The organism is Chitinophaga sp. (assembly GCF_017745275.1).
Classification (GTDB): Bacteria; Bacteroidota; Bacteroidia; order Chitinophagales; family Chitinophagaceae; genus Chitinophaga.
The window spans coordinates 302,592-320,621 of the sequence record NZ_JAGHZS010000006.1 but is presented as its reverse complement, the minus strand read 5'-3'; the positions used below and the strand labels follow the sequence as shown (position 1 = coordinate 320,621).

11 protein-coding genes are annotated in these 18,030 nt (G+C 47.2%); 1 reads left to right on the top strand and 10 read right to left on the bottom strand.

What is annotated here, in order from left to right; translation table 11 throughout:
* Positions 1 to 30: 30 nt before the first annotated feature.
* The 9 genes from J7623_RS18410 to J7623_RS18370 all read right to left on the bottom strand — a co-directional run bounded on the left by J7623_RS18410 (position 31) and on the right by J7623_RS18370 (position 14,530).
* Complete coding sequence (locus J7623_RS18410; protein ID WP_291923039.1) at positions 31 to 1,227, bottom strand: glycoside hydrolase family 88 protein; 1,197 nt, start codon at positions 1,225 to 1,227, stop codon at positions 31 to 33.
* A gap of 22 nt (positions 1,228 to 1,249) precedes the next feature.
* Entirely contained in the window at positions 1,250 to 2,305 is a 1,056-nt protein-coding gene (locus J7623_RS18405) for a LacI family DNA-binding transcriptional regulator (protein WP_291923037.1), read from the bottom strand.
* Positions 2,306 to 2,336: 31 nt separating this feature from the next.
* Positions 2,337 to 3,101, bottom strand: coding sequence for an SDR family oxidoreductase (locus J7623_RS18400; RefSeq protein WP_291923447.1), 765 nt, complete (start codon positions 3,099 to 3,101; stop codon positions 2,337 to 2,339).
* A gap of 46 nt (positions 3,102 to 3,147) precedes the next feature.
* Complete coding sequence (locus tag J7623_RS18395) at positions 3,148 to 5,367, bottom strand: glycoside hydrolase family 88 protein (protein WP_291923035.1); 2,220 nt, start codon at positions 5,365 to 5,367, stop codon at positions 3,148 to 3,150.
* A gap of 22 nt (positions 5,368 to 5,389) precedes the next feature.
* On the bottom strand, positions 5,390 to 6,232 hold the full coding sequence (kduI, locus tag J7623_RS18390) for a 5-dehydro-4-deoxy-D-glucuronate isomerase (RefSeq protein WP_291923033.1): 843 nt from the start codon (positions 6,230 to 6,232) through the stop codon (positions 5,390 to 5,392).
* Between the two features lie 146 nt (positions 6,233 to 6,378).
* Positions 6,379 to 7,644, bottom strand: a complete 1,266-nt coding sequence (locus tag J7623_RS18385) for a DUF2264 domain-containing protein (RefSeq protein WP_291923031.1) — start codon at positions 7,642 to 7,644, stop codon at positions 6,379 to 6,381.
* A 228-nt stretch (positions 7,645 to 7,872) separates the two neighbouring features.
* On the bottom strand, positions 7,873 to 9,825 hold the full coding sequence (locus J7623_RS18380; protein ID WP_291923029.1) for a heparinase II/III family protein: 1,953 nt from the start codon (positions 9,823 to 9,825) through the stop codon (positions 7,873 to 7,875).
* An 86-nt stretch (positions 9,826 to 9,911) separates the two neighbouring features.
* Positions 9,912 to 11,453, bottom strand: coding sequence for a RagB/SusD family nutrient uptake outer membrane protein (locus J7623_RS18375; RefSeq protein ID WP_291923027.1), 1,542 nt, complete (start codon positions 11,451 to 11,453; stop codon positions 9,912 to 9,914).
* A 17-nt stretch (positions 11,454 to 11,470) separates the two neighbouring features.
* Positions 11,471 to 14,530 carry a TonB-dependent receptor gene (locus J7623_RS18370; protein ID WP_291923025.1) on the bottom strand — a complete coding sequence of 1,020 codons (3,060 nt, stop codon included), beginning with the start codon at positions 14,528 to 14,530 and terminating at the stop codon, positions 11,471 to 11,473.
* 437 nt (positions 14,531 to 14,967) lie between these two features.
* Between J7623_RS18370 and J7623_RS18365 the strand changes: the two genes are divergently transcribed.
* Positions 14,968 to 16,614: a UxaA family hydrolase gene (locus J7623_RS18365; protein ID WP_291923024.1), complete on the top strand. Its 1,647-nt coding sequence runs from the start codon at positions 14,968 to 14,970 to the stop codon at positions 16,612 to 16,614.
* Positions 16,615 to 16,719: 105 nt separating this feature from the next.
* Here the strand turns inward: J7623_RS18365 and J7623_RS18360 are convergent, their stop codons facing one another.
* Positions 16,720 to 18,009 carry an MFS transporter gene (locus J7623_RS18360; protein WP_291923022.1) on the bottom strand — a complete coding sequence of 430 codons (1,290 nt, stop codon included), beginning with the start codon at positions 18,007 to 18,009 and terminating at the stop codon, positions 16,720 to 16,722.
* Between the last annotated feature and the right edge of the window lie 21 nt (positions 18,010 to 18,030).

Sequence of the window (18,030 nt, the reverse complement as noted above, 5' to 3'; positions counted from 1 at the left end):
TGCCGCCGTTTTAAAATAATTATCTCGGTATTACTTCGCCCATTGTTTATAACGCAGCAACGCTTCTACAAAATAATAATCGGCATAAGTCAGTGGCACATCTACTTCCGACTGATGTGGCAAAGAACCCACACTGTGCATCAATATAAAATCATTGTTCTCTCCTTCCTTCGCCAGGTACGCCGGGCTGCATAAACTGGTCAGCATTTTTTCTGCTGCATTCCAGTAACGTTTGCCTGTTGCTTTATCGGTATAGCGACTCAACTCCAGCAGCGCAGATGCTGCTACCGCTGCGGCAGATACATCGCGCAATGCATTCGGAATACCAGGCGCCTGATAGTCCCAGTAAGGCACCAGGTCGGCCGGCATAGTAGGATTGCTCAGGATATACTCCGCAATGTGGCGTGCCTGATCCAGGTAGGCTTTGTCTTTGGTATCACGATACATCATGGTATAACCGTATAAACCCCAGGCCTGGCCACGGGACCATGCAGAGCTATCTGCCGCTCCCTGGTGCGTTTTACGGGCTATTACAGACCCGTTTGCCGGATCATAGTCTACCACATGGTAAGAGCTGTAATCAGGACGGAAATGATGCTTAATAGTTGTATTGGCATGTGTACGGGCAATCTTCGCAAACTGTGGATCACCGGTTTCGCGGGTGGCCCAGTTGAGCAACTCCAGGTTCATCATATTGTCGATGATCACCGGGAATTTCCAGCTTCCATGATCCCAGGATTTAATACAACCAATGGTAGGATTAAAGCGGGTAGACAATGACTTTGCGCTGGTCAGCAAAATGGCTTTATATGCAGGGTCTTTGGTAATACGCAACGCGTTGCCAAAAGGGCAATACATCATAAAACCAAGATCATGTGTGCGGGTGTTGTACTGTTCTTTTTCCACCAGTGCCATGCGTTTCAGTGCTTCTGCCTTAAACGCCGGGTCTTTGGTATATTCATACAGGTACCAGTTGGTACCGGGATAAAAACCGGAAGTCCACCAGCCGGAGTTAGACGTCATCAGGCTGCCATCTTTGGTGTTGGTAGTGCGTGGTAATAAGCTGTCCGGTACGTGCGTCATCATCAATTTATATTGCCTGGCTGCAAATTGCAGCGCTGCATCTGCCTTTGCGAGCAGGGCTTTGTCGGCTTTACCGGATTGTGCATACGTTTGCATCAACATTACCGGCAATAACATTACCGTCAAGAACAGGTTCTTTCTCATAAATAACGTGATTATAAAATGATCATTTCTTTTTGGCGCTGGTCTTTGCCGTACCGGCAGAAGATTCGCGTGCTATCAGTTGAATAGGTATTATTTCCTGTGAATAACGTGGTACACTGGAAGGTGCCGTATTGATCAGTTCCATTAAAGCAGCGACCACTCGTTCTCCCATCATAGCAGGATATTGGTCTATGCTGGTAACAGGCGGTGTAACAATTTCCGTACGCGGGTCATTGGAATAACCTACTACTTTCAGGTCTTCCGGCACCCGTACATTTATTTTACGGCAATATTCCATAATGGTGATGGCCGTAGTATCATTGGAGGCGAAAACGCCATCCGGGTAAGGTGTTTGCGCGAAAATTTTCTCGCAGGTCTGCCACGCATTTTCACGCGTTAACTCATGATAGAAAACACGTGCTTTTTTAAATGCCAGTTTATTCTCCTGCAAGGCATTTTTATAACCGGCTACTCTTTCTACGTATAAATTGCTGGTTAACGGGCCTGAGATATGCACAATATCTTTACACCCCCTTTCGATCAGGTGCGTGGTAGCGGTATGACCACCGAGGTAGTCATCTCCCTTAATTACTTTTACATTGTAATCTTTGGGCACCCGGTCAAAAAATATCAGCGGAATATTATTGTCTTTGAATACATCGAAATGGGAAAAGTCGGTGGTATATAAAGTAGTAGATACCACCAGGCCATCTACCCTGGCGGAATAAAGTGTATTCACCAGGGTTACTTCCTGCTCATAGGAGTCGTTCGACTGGCAAATGATCAGGTTATAGCCATGTTCCTGCAGTTTATTCTGGATAATGGTGCTGATAGCCGCCGGAAAAAACATGGAAATGCGGGGTACTATTAACCCGATGGTTTTGCTCTTATTGTTCCGCAAACCTGCCGCCAGCGCATTGGGACGATATCCCAGCTTACGGGCCATCTTCTTTACCTTGTCTTTCGTACGTGCGCTGATGTTAGGGTTGTCATTCAGTGCGCGTGACACAGTAGATACGGAGAGCTTCAGTTCTTCCGCAATATCCACGATCGTTTTTTCAGTACGTTGTTTACTCATGTATAGCAACTATTAGCTGTAATATGTTCTGTTATCTTCCCATCCAGCCACCATCCACGGTAAGAATAGTACCATGTACATAATCAGCCGCTTTGGATGCCAGGAACACTACGGGGCCTCCAAAATCTTCCGGTTGTCCCCAGCGCCCTGCCGGAATACGATCCAGTATGGCGCTGCTCCGCTGCTGATCCGCCCGGAGTGCAGCCGTATTATCGGTGGCAATATATCCCGGCGCAATGGCGTTCACATTCACTCCCCTGGATGCCCACTCGTTGGCAAACGCTTTCACCAGTGAACCAACCGCACCCTTGCTGGCTGCATATCCCGGCACATTAATACCTCCCTGGAAGGTGAGAAGAGATGCCGTAAAGATAACCTTTCCATTTCCACGGGCAATCATTCCTTTACCAATTTCACGGGTAAGGATAAATTGAGCATTCAGGTTGATGTTAATCACCTCATCCCAATACTCGTCCGGGTGCTCTGCTGCCGGCTTGCGTAAAATAGTGCCCGCATTGTTTACCAGGATATCCACTACCGGCACTTCCTGCTCCAGTTGCTGTATAAATGCATACAAGGCCGCCCGGTTGGAAAAGTCGCACTGGTAAGCTTTAAAACTACGACCCAATGCCTTCACTTCCTGCTCTACCTCACTTCCGGTCAACTCCAACGATGCCGAAACGCCGATAATATCTGCGCCCGCCGCTGCCAGCGCTACCGCCATCGCCTTGCCGATGCCACGCTTACAACCAGTTACCAGCGCTGTTTTACCTTTTAACTGAAATAAATCCATGATAAAAATATTAACAGGTACCCGAATATACACACCCGGGTACCAACAATTATTGAATAGTCACCTGTAAAGGTTGTTTGATCTTTTGTGCAAATGTTTCCAGGTAGCTGAACCAGTCTGCCGCCGAAGTAATCCGGCCACCTTTGGTCCACGCTGCTCCAAAGTAGTACACATAGGGTTGCTGATTATCCGCCGTACCAGGACTCAGCAAATGCACATTATCCGTTTTCATACCCGGTACTTCCCGCGCAAACACACAGCCGGTGCCCAACGTACCGTCTTCCCCGTGAGTAGGCTCCCAATAGCCCATAACACCGGTTTTCTCGTCCAGTAACACGGCGCCGGGTTCCTTACGTTTCACAATACCCGTCACCACCGGAAGCTTATCTTTCCCTTTGAAATTATACTGTATTTCCATCCTGTTCAACTGCGAACCAGCATCCAGCGAAATAGTTTTGGTAACGGTAACGGGTATATTACCCGCCATCCAGCTATCATACGTTAAGGCAAACCTGGTACGTAACGGACCATTGTCCAGCCTTTTCCACTGACGGTAATTCTTTGGATAATAGATGGTGTCTTTGCCGTAAGGCGCAGTATCACCGGCTCCCAGCGTTAAACCTACGCTGTAGTAGTCCAGCCCCTGCCCGTTGTCGTGATGATAGTTATCCAGTTTATACCAGGTATCAATCACCATATCATCGGTACGCTTCGCCCATACATCAATGCCATAAGCCATTTCCTTCGGTACCTGCTCCAATGCTTTGCCATACATCCGATACGCCATGCGATCGTTTTCCCAGGCATAATCATCCTTACGTTCCGGTACATAACGGCCATAGGCAGCTGCTTTTACAGGAGCGGGCGTACCTTCCACCATAACAGCATACATACGGGCGCCGGCTGGCACTGTTACCTGTAATAATATTTTCTGTGCCATTTTAGCACCTTCAAATAACAGTTGATAAGGAACTTCCTGCCCACTAACCACATTGATAATTTTAAATGATGGTTGTGCTTTCCTGACGATTTTACTTATCAGCTCCACAGCAGAAATTTCCACCAGGTCTCCTTCCCGGTGAATACCAGTGTTATTGGAGATGACAATAGCAGCAGCGGCATTTTTGCGCAGATCATATTTAATCAGTTCAGAGCCGGCTAACAGGTATGCACCTACGCCATATACCTCTGTATCGTCTGCCGTAGCTTTTCCGGGAGCAGCGCCTATTTCCTGCACAAAGCCCAGTTTACCGCTGGGTTGTACACAACTGGTGAGCGCATCCCATCCTTTTTGTACTACCGGCAAAAATGTTTTCTCCGGCAACAAGCCATTGTTGATACCCCACATTAATGCATACACGTAAAAGCCGGTGCCACTGGTTTCTTTGGCAGGATAGTTATCCGGATCCAGCAGGCTGGCGTGCCAGGTACCATCAGCGGTTTGCAGCGCTGCAATGCGATAAGCCATTTGCTTGTACAATTCCTGGAAACGTTGTTTCCCGGCATAACCAGCAGGCATATTGTCCAGCATGCGCACCAGGCCACCCATTACCCAACCGTTACCACGACTCCAGTATACATTGGTACCATTTTTTTCCTTCTTCCCGATATAGCTGCCATCGCGATAGTAAAGGCTATCCTGTTTGTTATACAGGAAGTCCGTCGTTTTCCACCATAATTTATCCGCTGTTTCCAGGTAACGTACATCGCCGGTAGCAGTGGATAAATACGCCAATGCCGGCGGGCCCATAAACAGGGCATCGCACCAGGCCCATTCGCGGTGGTGGATACCATTCTTCCATTCCAGCGATTCCGTATGTGGCGCTGCTACAATGCTGTCTGCCAGTTTGCGGAATTTATCAATCATCACCGGTTCCTTATACACACTATATAATTGCGAATACAACTGCCCTACGCAGTACTCGTCTGCAAAAAAACGATCCGGTCCTGTATTCCATTGGTTATCTTTTCCTACCTGTACCAGGCGGTCAACAAAAAACGGATTTTCGGTTACCTGTGTCAGTGAGAACATACCGGCGTACATAGCACCATTGGTCCAGTCGGTAGGCGCATGGTTCCAGCCTTTATTGGTAATATACCGCCACTGCCAGGCCGCCACCTTTTCCATCTGAGCCCGCACTGCCTGCGCCGTATAGGGCTCAGCGAAAGTAGCCTGTATGGCCGTTGCCGGTCCCGTAGCAGAAACCGGTAAGCTGGCATGCAGAACAGACAAGCCCAGCAAGCCTCCTGCGATAATTTTTTTCATCATGATAGCAGCTATTATGAGGTTATTAACGTAGTTCCGTGATCTTGCAATGATCCATATCTCCATAATCCAGGTTCTCTCCGGCCATGCCCCAGATAAAAGTATAATTGCTGGTGCCTGCACCGCTGTGAATAGACCATGGCGGTGATATAATGGCCTGTTCATTCTGCATCCACACATGGCGGCTTTCCTGCGGCTGTCCCATAAAGTGACACACTGATTGTCCCTCCGGTATTTCAAAATAGAAATAAACTTCCATTCTGCGGTCGTGTGTATGCGCCGGCATTGTATTCCATACGCTGCCGGGCTTCAGCTCCGTCATCCCCATTTGCAACTGGCAGGTGTCCAGTACGCTGTTCACCAGCAGCTTGTTAATGGTGCGGTGATTAGAGGTTTCGAGGGCGCCCAGTGTCACTACTTCCGCCTCTGTTTTAGACACTTTGCGGGTAGGATAAGTATGATGCGCCGGCGTAGAATTCAGGTAAAATTTAGCGGGTGTCTGCGCGTTTTTACTGCGAAATATCACCTGTTGTTTTCCCTTACCGATATATAATGCTTCTTTATAGTCGAGTTCAAATGTTTCTCCATCCACTTCCACTATACCTGCACCTCCTACATTGATTATCCCCAGTTCTCTTCTTTCCAGGAAATAATTAGCTTTCAGCAGATCGATGGTCACCAGTGCTACCGGGCCATTCACAGGCATAGCGCCACCAGTGAGATAACGATCATAATGTGTATGGGTCCAGCTAACCTGGTCTGCCACAAAAATATTTTCTATAAGAAAAGCCTGTCTCAACTGCGCAGTATCCATTTGCTTCACTTCTGTTGGACTGCTGGCATACCTTGAATCAAACGTGGTATTCATAAAAGAGCTTTTAGCTGTCAGCCATTAGCATTTAGCTAATGCAGCGAATACTTATATATTCACCGCCGCCAACAACTGTTAATAATAAATTTTTAATCACTATAATAAAACAATAATCCTCCGCCGCATTAGCTAACAGCTAGCTGCTAGTAGTTAACGTGGTAATCTTTCTTAACCGGTTTACCTGACCATACTTTTTGTGCGGTCCATTCTGCGGCTGGATCTGCCCAGAAAGGATCGGTAACAGGTAATCCCAGTGCCAGGAAACCATTGGTGCAAATGTAGAGGCTACCGGTAGAGGTATACACATCTGCCACTTCCGGCTGATGCCCGCAAATGCCCAACTGCAGCCAGCCCTGCTTATCGAAGGTGCCTTCCATTTCGAAAATATTTTTCATAATGGCAGTCATGGCACAACGTACCTGCGCAGGTTTAATCGCTTCCGGCAACTGATGCTGCAGCGCCAGCTGTACTAACGGCTGAAATGCCGCCGTACGGTAAGTCATAGAGCGGCCCAGCGCGGGGTAAGTACCATCCGGCGCAATCATCCGCTCCTGCAGTTCTGCAAACCGTTGCATACGTTTCATCGCCTGATCATAATCTGCCTTGCTGCCCTGGTTCTTATTCATCAGCACTTTCAGCATATCCGTAAACATCGGATGTATCACATAGCCGTTATAGTAGTCCAGCGAAAACTGCGGACCATCACTGTAAAAGCCGTCGCCTGCATACCATTCCTGTATTTTCTTCGTAGCTACCATGGTGCGCATAGGTTCATATTCTTCCCCGATAGATAACAGGAAAGCTTCTACCATAGCGGCAAATAATAACCAGTTGTTATAAGCAGGACGAATCCGTCGCAGCTCTTTCAATTCCTTGATCACATTGGCTTTGGTGGCATTATCCAGCGGAGCCCACAAGGCTTCCGGCGCACGCATAAATGTTTGACATAGGTAAGCGGCATCAACCAGCGGCTGTGCTTCCGACCGGAAGTTCAGGTAGTCCGGTGAGGAAGGGTTTACACCATTTACAATGCCCTGCAATACCTGCTCCCGTATTTGCTTACGCGCCTTTCCTTCCGCCGTATCATCATCCGGCAATGCCAGCCACGGCGCCAGCCCGGAAATACAACGCCCGAAAGCTTCCAGGTAAGTCACTTTCTCCACTGCCAAACCATATCCCGGGCCTTTCTCCAGGGGCATATTCTTTTTCAACGTACCCTTGCTCATATTTTCTACTACGGGCCGGGCTATACGCTGTAACAGGTTTACCTGGTATTGCCGGTCCGGTATAGCTGCTGCTGCAGGATTTACGACAGTTCCATTCACGGCGGATGCCAGTGTTTTGCCCGGGGCCATGGCTCCGGCAAGGCCCGCCAATGGCGCTATTTTGATAAAGTTTCTGCGTTCCAAGGTAGAATTACTTTGATGTAGTTAAATAGTTATTTGCGTAATACAGGTATGGCTGAAGCTCTAAAGTAATGCAAACGTTTGCAAAAATCAAGCATTATTTTAAAAATTTGCTGTTCACCACCTGTTTTTATATTTTTTCAGGAGATACATACGCCCTGTATCCCTTTCTCCTCAAGCGTTTCCCATTGCCACCAGGCTTTAGCAAAGCAGCCAATGTTAAAGTAATGCTCAACGACTCATCACAAACTTCACTGTATGTTGTCCACGCAACGCCTGCTGACGCGCCTTCAGGCTTATACGGGTCACATGATCACCCCATACCGGCGATAAACGCCCATCCGTCACCGCCTGTTGTTCCTCTGTTACCTCAAACAAAGCAGGATCATATGTCATCGTTAAATTAGCAGTAATACCCTTTAACACTACCTTGCCCGCCGAATGGGTATCCACCGGTAAAGCAGTCATAAAATGCAACAGGAAGGGCTCCTTCCATTCTTTGAGCTGCCACTCTTCCGCCAGGTCCAACGATGTTTTCGCAGCATTAAAAGTGAAAGTACGTTTCCACAACTGCACCATCGCCGTAGCCGGGTAAGCAGCCGCGATATCCATACTCAGCCTGTTGTTGCTGAACTGCACTGCCTTTGCCTGAAACTGCCGCCCGTCCTGTTGTTGCACACCATTGATCGTAGGACAGTTGTGCCACTGCGATTGCATAAACCAAAGCTTATACCGGTCCGCACTAAAAGTCTGTTTTGTATAAGTACCTACCCCTACATCTATCAACGCCGGTTTGCCATCCATATACAACACAAAATTTCCTACGTCATTGTGGTTATGACTCTCCGCATTGTGCCCGCCTAAAGCCGCGAAAAACAGGCCTTTAGCAGTGCCTGCCTGCGAACGCATCGATAGTACCTGCAAATTGGGCAACCAGTTCACGGCGGTATAAGGCGCCGCCGGCGTAGCCGCCAGCAACGCATCCCGGTACTCCAGGTTGTAAATGAAAAATGCCAGGGAAGGCGATTTAATCTGCATGCTGTCCGGGTTATCCAACCGCGACAAATACGCTGCAAATTTCACCAGCAAAGGATCCTGGAAGGCAGTGCCATATAAATACACCGTATGCGGCGGCGGAATGGTAATCGCCGAAGCATCTGCGAAATTCACAAAACGACTGCTGTCCACATGCATTTTATAAATGTAGGCACCTATCTGGTGAATCAGCTCATTATTGCGCCAGTTCAACTGATGGCCGGATGCACTGTTCAACAACGTAATAAACTCTATCAGCTTACCACCGGCATGTCCCCAGTAAGTAGGACCTTCGTCGCAACCACCGTCATCGGGATATCCATTCACGAAATTGTCTGCACTGCGGATCGTTTTCTCAATCACCTTACTGCGTGTATCCGTCTCATTTATACTCAACAAAGCCATTTGCAATACATTGGTATTGATCCAGATATTCCAGTTATTCACCAGCCGGCCGCTCCAGCCCATCCACCAGAAATCATTACGTTGCAGGTAAGGCTCCACAATACGATGCTGCAATTCATAGGTAATACGTTTGTTCACCATCGGTGATATTTTATCCAGCCCGTCATGCAGCAGGAATTGCGCCCAACTCAGGGTAGCTGCCGTTTCACCTGCCACCAGGTCTACAATGGGCTCCGCAGGATCTGCCAAACCCGTCCCCGCTTTCTGCACACCTACATGCGCCGGCAATACCCAGGTGCTTTCCTCCAGTATCGCCCACAATCCATTCACAATTTGTGGCAGGTATTTTCCATGACCACCTGCCAGCTCCCCTACTACCAGGGAAGTAAGCATTCTGCGGCGCTCCGACTGCGCCGCTTCAAAGTTGCTGCGGTTCCCGTTATCCCGGTATTCCAGGTACAACGTTGCCCGCAAAGCGGGCCATGTAAAAGACATTGCTTTATCCGCTTCCTTTAGCAAAGCGGCTTTGGTGGCTTCCGGCAGCGCCGCCATTTTATCTGTAATGAACTGCAAACGTTCCTGCCGCCACTGCGCCAGCCCGTTGAAAACCGCCTCACCACCCCGATGCTGATATTCATTGTACAGGTAGTTGCGTTCCTTCTTCCCTTCCTGCGCATGGGCACCAGGCAAGTACCCTATACCGGAGCAAAACAAAACGATACCAACTATCTTTTTAATGTACATAGGATAATTATTTTAAGTAAGATAAAAAAGATATGCCCCCGCTGCAAACGGGGGCATCTTTCGGTTAGTCTCTCACGGATATTGCTTTACTTAACATAGTTTGGATTTTGCACCAGGTTGCTGTTCAGATCAATTTCTACCTGTGGAATAGGCCACAAGTTAAAGGCATCCACGAAATTTATCTTGTCTATCTGCGTTCCTGCAATGTTGGTCACCACCAGTCCGTTCATCAACTGCGTAGCAATGCCCCAGCGACGGATATCGGAATAGTAAGTGCCTTCCATCGCAAACTCTATCATGCGCTCATGACGGATAATATTACGCATTTCTTCTTTCGACTTACCCGCTGGTATGGGTGGCATATCTACACCTTTACGCGCCCTTACTTTGTTGATAGCTGCATACACCGTAGCATCCGGACCTGCTGCTTCATTCTGCGCCTCCGCCAGCATCAGCAACACATCTGCATAACGGAAAATGATGAAGTTGAGTGGAGAATCACCCGGACCAAAACCATCTAGTTCCAACACATACTTCCGGGTCAGATAACCGGTAAATGTAGCCGCATTATCTAAACGCAAATTAGCATAAGGAATACCTTTCCAGGTAGCACCGGGCCGTACCACCGTATAGTCCAGCCTTGGGTCCCGGTTATTATAAGGGTTGGCAGGATCGTAGCCGGAAGTGGGATCAGTAATGGACTTACCGTTGGTCATCTCATAATTATTCACCAGGTTAACAGAAGCATACACATTGCTCCAACCGCTGGAGAAAGAACTACGGGTAGATAAACGTTTATCTAACAGGCTACCCTGGCCCAATCCAGGTCCTACATACTGCACATCAAAAATCACTTCTACGTTATTCTCTGCGGCAGTAGCAATAAACATGTTCCTATAATCTGTATAGAGATCATATCCCAACCCGGTAATCGCCTGGCAGGTAGCAGCAGCTTCGGCATACTGTTTTGCCATCAGCTGTGCTTTTGCTTTCAGCGTTAAGGCAGCGCCCTGTGTAGCATGACCTACCAATGCTGCAGGATAACTCTTTGGCAAAGAATCAGCCGCAGCACCTGCTTCCCTGATGATAAAAGCCAGCAGGTTAGCCCTGGTTTCCTTACCCGGCAAAGGATCGCCTAACTTCAATGTTTTAGTTACCAGTGGTACATCTCCATAAAAATCAGTCAGCTGATAATAGAACAAGGCACGCAGGAAAGTAGCTTCAGCAATCAACCGGTGATTGGTGGAAGCCGTCATGGTTACGCCCGGGAGCTTTTCCAGCGCCAGGTTTGCACGATACACGCCGTTGTACAATGCTTTGAACTTATTGGCTACCGAAGAGGTGAAAGGATTCATATTACCTTTCGAAATAGGTCCATAGCCTGTTCCACCATCATCCCAGATATAAGCAGAAGGTGTTAATCCATCGTTATACACATACAAACCATAAATATCATTGTTCTGCAAATCATTGTAGATAGCGCTTACACCGGCATTCGCATCTTTCTCTGTTTTCCAGAAACCGGCGTCAGATACCTTATCTGTAGGCGTTACATTCAGGAAATCTTTTTTACAGGCGCCCAGTGCTAATAAACTGCATGCACAGATGGCGGTTAATATCTTATTCATTTCTTACAGTTTAATAGTTAAAAGATCACGTTTACACCACCGGTAATCACACGCACATTAGGATATTGAATACCAGGCTGGGTGTAATCACTTACTTCCGGATCCAATCCTTTGAATTTAGTCCAGGTAAAGGCATTCTGCGCATTCACGTATACACGAACGCTTTGCAGGGTGCTCTTAAACATTGACTTTGGAAAGGTGTAAGACAACTGTATATTTTTCAAACGTACAAACGATGCATTTTGTACCCAGAAAGTATTCGCCTGCGTATTATCTGTATTGGAAGCAGAAGTCAGACGCGGGATATTGGTATTGCGATTGTCTGGTGTCCACGCATTCAGGAAGTCGGCGTTAATTTCACGTCCGGAGCGGATCCCTGTGGTATACCAGTTATCCTGGTAGTAGCGGTTTACACCACCTACGCCCTGGAATAACAACGCCAGGTCAAAGCCTTTATAACCTGCATTCAGATTAAGACCATAATACCATTTAGGGATGGTGTTACCCATGTTTACACGATCACTTCCATTCACTACTTTATCGCCGTTCATATCTATAAACTTCAGGTCACCTGGTTTATTCAAACCTGCGCTACGCTGCGCTGCCCAGGCTTTTACTTCATCATCACTCTGGAAGATACCAGCAGTCTGGAAACCGTATAAAGAGCCAATAGACCAGCCTTCTTTGATAATGGCTGCACCCGCAATCGGGCTGAAGGCATCACCGCGGAACTTCACTACTTTGTTGTTGATATTACTAACGTTACCGGATATACCATAACTGAAATTCCCTGCTTTATTGTTGTAGGTCATGGTCAGCTCCCAGCCTTTGTTTTCCACAATGCTTACATTCTGGAATGGCGTAGTTAAACCACCATATAAAGAAGATAACGGCAATTGCACCAATACATCTGAAGTACGGCGATTAAATACATCGAAGCTCATACTGAAATGGTCCTGGAAAAGGTTTGCATCCAAACCGAGATTGGTAGTCGTTGTTTTCTCCCAGGTGATATCCGGGTTCGCCATAATAGTGGGTACTAATCCCGCTGCAATGGTACCGCCATAGGAATAGTTTTGTCCCGCAGTATACAAATTCAGGTAAGAGAATGGTCTGATACGATCATTACCCAGCTTACCCCAGGAAGCACGCAGTTTTAAGTTGTTTACCCAACCAGGGATCGCATCTTTCAGGAAAGGCTCTTCCAGCATACGCCAGGCAGCAGAGAAGGAAGGATAGGTACCATACTGCAAGCCGGAACGGAACTTGGAAGATCCATCTCTACGCAGGTTGGCCTCCAGCAGGTATTTATTTTTATAGTCGTAGTTAACGCGACCGAAGTAAGAAATAATAGTATAGAGATCAGAAGTACCGCCTACTTTTGGTTGTTCCAAACCAGCACCCAGTTCCCAGGTATTATTGGTGGGGAAGTTCTGGATGCTGCCGGTAAACAGGGTACCTTTGATAGACTCGCGGCTGGCGCCGGCCAGTACATTGAAATGATGATCGGTTCCAATGTTTTTGGTATAGTTTAAAGTAGCAAAGGAAGTCAGGTGCAGGTTGGTACTATCCAGTTGTGCCAGTGTAGCAGGTTGCTGATCCAGTTGCTGTGCAACCACATTTTTCTGGAAGTTCCACCTGTTCTGGATAGCGCCGGCTAAAGCATAACTTTTTTGTGCCACGTTGAAGAAGTCTGCTGCGCCGTTCAACTGGAATTTCAATCCTTCCAGGATAGTCCATTCACCATATACTTTCGCGAAAGTTCTTTGCTGACGGTTAGGACGGTTCCAGGTTTCCACGTATTGCAGTGGGTTATCCAGTTGTCCGTTTTCATCGTCTGTATTACGGCCACCATAGCGGGTACCGCTGGCATCAACTATCTTAGGTGTCATACCGGGTGTAGTACTGGCAGCATTGGTAAGAATGGTACCTACATCCTGTGGCTCTTTGCGGTCTTTCCACGTGAGCGCGATGTTGGCACCTACTTTTATTTTTTTGCTGATTTCATGATCTGCATTGATACGCACCATGTACCTGTCCTGTTTGGTATTTTTCATGATACCTTCATTGTGCAGGTAGTCGAGCGACATATAATAAGTAGTCTTATCAGAACCGCCGGAAACGGATACGGTATGTCCGGTGAGTTGTCCCTGGCCGAAGAGTACATCCATCCAGTTGGTATTAGGATACAGTGTTTTATCGGTCGCATTCTTCCAGGAGTCGATGGTAGCGGGTTTAAACGGCTGTGCAGCGGCTGGATTGTCTGCTGTAGCGATGCGGTTCATTAACTGCATATACGTAGCGTAATCAGTGACCATATCAAATAGTTTGGTCGCTTTCTGTACGCCGTAGTAGCCGTTGTACGATACGGTAGTTCTGCCTTTTCTTCCTTTTTTAGTAGTGATGAGAATAACGCCGTTGGAAGCGCGGGAACCATAGATAGCGGCCGCTGATGCGTCTTTCAGTACGGAAATGCTTTCCACATCGGCCATGTTCACATCGCTCATATTACTTTCAATACCATCTACGAGGATAAAGGGATTGGCATCGTTGAGGGTACCTACGCCTCTCACACGGATGGTGGCGGTTTCACGGCCTGGCTGACCGGAAGCCTGTGAGATGCTTACGCCGGGGGCCATGCCGCTCAGGGCGGTGCTAAGGTCTGTTACCGGGCGGGCCTGCATGGTTTTATCGAAGTTCACGCTGGCTACAGCGCCGGAGAGGTTGACTTTCTTTTGCACGCCATACCCTACTACTACCGTTTCATTCAGGCTGGTAGCGGTAGCCTCCAGTTTTATGTGCAGGTCGGTTTGTTTGGCAACAGGAATTTCTTTTTTATCGTATCCGATAAAGCTGAGTACCAGTGTGTCTTTTTCGGATGCATTTAAGTGGAATACCCCGTCGGCGCTGGTAACGGTGCCAACAGATGAATGCTTTATGCCAACCGTTACACCGGGAATGGTGGCGCCTTGTGCATCTTTAACGATTCCTTTAATAGATTTTTTTTCCTGGGCAATAGCTGTCTGAACTACACATATTCCCCATATGCATAGTGAAGCCCCTAGCAGTCTTTTCATACACGTGTTTTTATGTAAACGTTTGCATTAAATTAATGAAGTAATGGCATCATGATTGGAAGATGGCGCATTGTTCACTGTTGTGTGTGATAGATTTAGAATTACTTAAATTTTGGCCTGAAAAACTCCTAACTAATTGATTGTTACGTTAATTACAGCTTTAATACTCATTTGCTCACTGGTGATGGACACCTGCTGAATTCAAATTTATTGAATAAATTGAAAATTACAAACGTTTGCATAAATATTTTTTCGGGAGATATGAATCCACCAGGGGCTGTTACCGCCTCATGCTGATAGCGATTTAACATTTTATAATTCATTCCTAACATGCTACCACCTGAGTTTTCAGGGGGTTTATCAAATAGTCAAAATGACATCATGGATTAATATTTTAGTATCATCGACCAGTAAGCATATTTACTACTTTAGCAGTCATGAACGCTTATTTACAAATTCATCCTGACGACAACGTACTGGTAGCTCTCCAGGATCTACCAGCAGGAACCGATATATCCTTCAACGGCCATAACATTCAACTTCAGCAAAATATTTCTGCTAAACATAAATTCCTCATCACAGATATCGGGGAAGGCGCACCCATTACCATGTACGGCGTACTGGTAGGCAAAGCGAGCAAAAAAATTCTGCAGGGTGAAAGTATTACGACTGAGAACGTAATACATGATGCCAACGCATTTCATGAAAAAGATAGTTCCCTGGAATGGCAGGCGCCTGATGTGAGCAAATGGAAAAACCGCATCTTTATGGGCTACCGTCGCAGCGATGGACAGGTAGGTACCCGCAACTACTGGCTGGTGATTCCACTGGTATTCTGTGAAAACAGGAACGTGACCGTGATTAAAACCGCCTTTGAAAAAGGCCTTGGATTTGCGCCCGCCGAAGTATATAACGAACAGGTGGCCGACCTCGTATCGCTTTACAAAAGTGGTAACCTCGACGCCGTTAAAAACTACGAAGCAGATGCTATAACGGATACGGCTAAACGCAATGTGGTATTTCCTAACATAGATGGTATTAAATTCCTTACCCATGAAGGTGGCTGCGGTGGTACCCGCCAGGACTCCGACGCTTTATGCGCGCTGCTGGCAGGATATATTCACCACTCCAACGTGGCAGGTGCTACCATCCTGAGCCTGGGCTGTCAACATGCACAAGTATCCATTTTGCAGGAATCATTAAAGAAACTCAACCCGGCTTTCAACAAACCGGTATTGGTATACGAACAACAAAAGAGCGCCTCAGAATTCGCGATGTTATCTGCCGCCATTAAAGATACTTTCCTGGCACTGGTAGAAGCCAACAAACAAACACGTGAACCAAGCCCTCTCTCTAAACTCGTGATCGGACTGGAATGCGGCGGCTCCGATGGATTCTCCGGCATCTCTGCCAACCCGGCCGTAGGACATACCTCCGACCTCCTGGTAGCATTAGGCGGCACCTCCATCCTCTCCGAATTCCCCGAACTCTGCGGCGTGGAGCAGGAACTCATTAACCGTTGCCAAACAGAAGAAACCTCCGACAAATTTATCCGCATCATGCGTGCGTATGAAAACCAGGCGCAATCTGTTGGCTCCGGATTTTACATGAACCCTTCTCCCGGAAATATTAAAGACGGCCTCATTACCGATGCCATCAAATCCGCCGGGGCAGCAAAAAAAGGAGGTACTTCGCCCGTAACAGACGTACTGGACTACACAGAATATGTGACCAAACCAGGATTGAACCTCTTATGTACACCTGGCAACGACGTAGAATCTACCTCTGCTGAAGTAGGTTCCGGCGCCAACGTAGTACTATTTACCACCGGCCTGGGTACCCCTACTGGTAACCCCATTGCACCGGTTGTGAAACTGGCTACCAATACCAAACTAGCTACCCGTATGAAAGATATTATCGACATCAATACCGGTACTATCATCAGCGGTGAACGCAGCATCGCGGAAATGGGAGAAGAAATTCTCGAATACGTGATCAAAACCGCCAGCGGTGAAGTGCATACCAAAGCAGAACAACTCAACCAGGATGATTTCATCCCCTGGAAAAGAGGCGTGTCGCTCTAAACGCAACATCACCTGTCATCGACTAATTTTTGATACTCATAAGAATAAAAACAAACGTCCGGACTTCTGCCCGGACGTTTTCTTTTTATATCTTACAAATAACTATTAATCTAATTGTACCTGTTCCATTTTAGGCGCAAACAAATGCATCACACCCCATGCCACCAGGTAAGCCACTGCGCAGATAGAGAAGAGAATATTATAACCAACGCCAATATTCCCGATCAGCTTATAGTGATTCAACATAGTACCTATCACAATAGGAAATAAAGTACCGCCAATAGAACCCGCCATACCACCAATACCTACCACAGAACTCACCGCACGCTTGGGGAACATATCAGACACCGTGGTAAAAATAGTAGCAGACCAGGCCTGGTGTGCTGCCGTTGCCAAACTAATCAGCGCTATCGCCAGCCATACATTGTTGGAATACTGGATCATAACAATCGGTAACACACATAATGCAAAAACCAACATGGACACTTTGCGTGCTTTGAACACCGGCCACCCGCTTTTGATCAGGTGAGAAGATAACCATCCTCCGCCAATACTGCCAAAGCTGCAAATAGAATAAATGATAATGATCGGTAAGCCCAGGTTGGACTTCATATTCACATGGAATATTGATTCCAGGTATCCCGGTAACCAGAACAGGAAAAACCACCACACAGGATCTGTCAACAGTTTACCAAATACAAACGCCCATGTTTGCCTGATGCCCAATAACTTCACCCATTTTACTTTCACTGGTTGAGCCGCTTCTACTTCCTGGTCAGAATGGATATGATCAAACTCCGCTTTTGATAATTGCTTATGACGCGAAGGCACTTCATACATCACCCACCAGAAAATCAACCAGATGAAGCCAATGGCGCCCGTCCACACAAAAGCATTTCTCCAGCCATGGTTATTAGCCAGCCAATATACCATCAATGGCCCTACTACGGCAGCTATATTAGACCCCGAGTTAAAAATCCCTGTCGCCAATGCCCGTTCTTTCTTAGGAAACCACTCCGCCGTGGCTTTAATCGCCGCAGGAAAGTTACCCGCCTCACTGATTCCCAAAATGGATCTTACTACGCCAAAACCCAGCGTTGAACGCACCAAACCATGCGCCATCGCTGATATGCTCCATACCACTACAGAAACAGTATAACCCAGCTTGGATCCTATCTTGTCTACCAATGCACCGAAAAACAACAGGCCCACCGCATAAGACGCGGAAAAGGCCATCACCAGGTTACTATAGTCTTTCTCCGACCAGCCAAATTCAGTGGATAAATCAGTTTTCAATAACCCCAGTATCTGCCGGTCGATGTAGTTGATCGTCGTGGCTACAAATAAAAGCGCGCATACCCGCCAGCGATACTTACCTAAAGTTGTGGAATTCATTCTAATTGGAATTTATAGAGA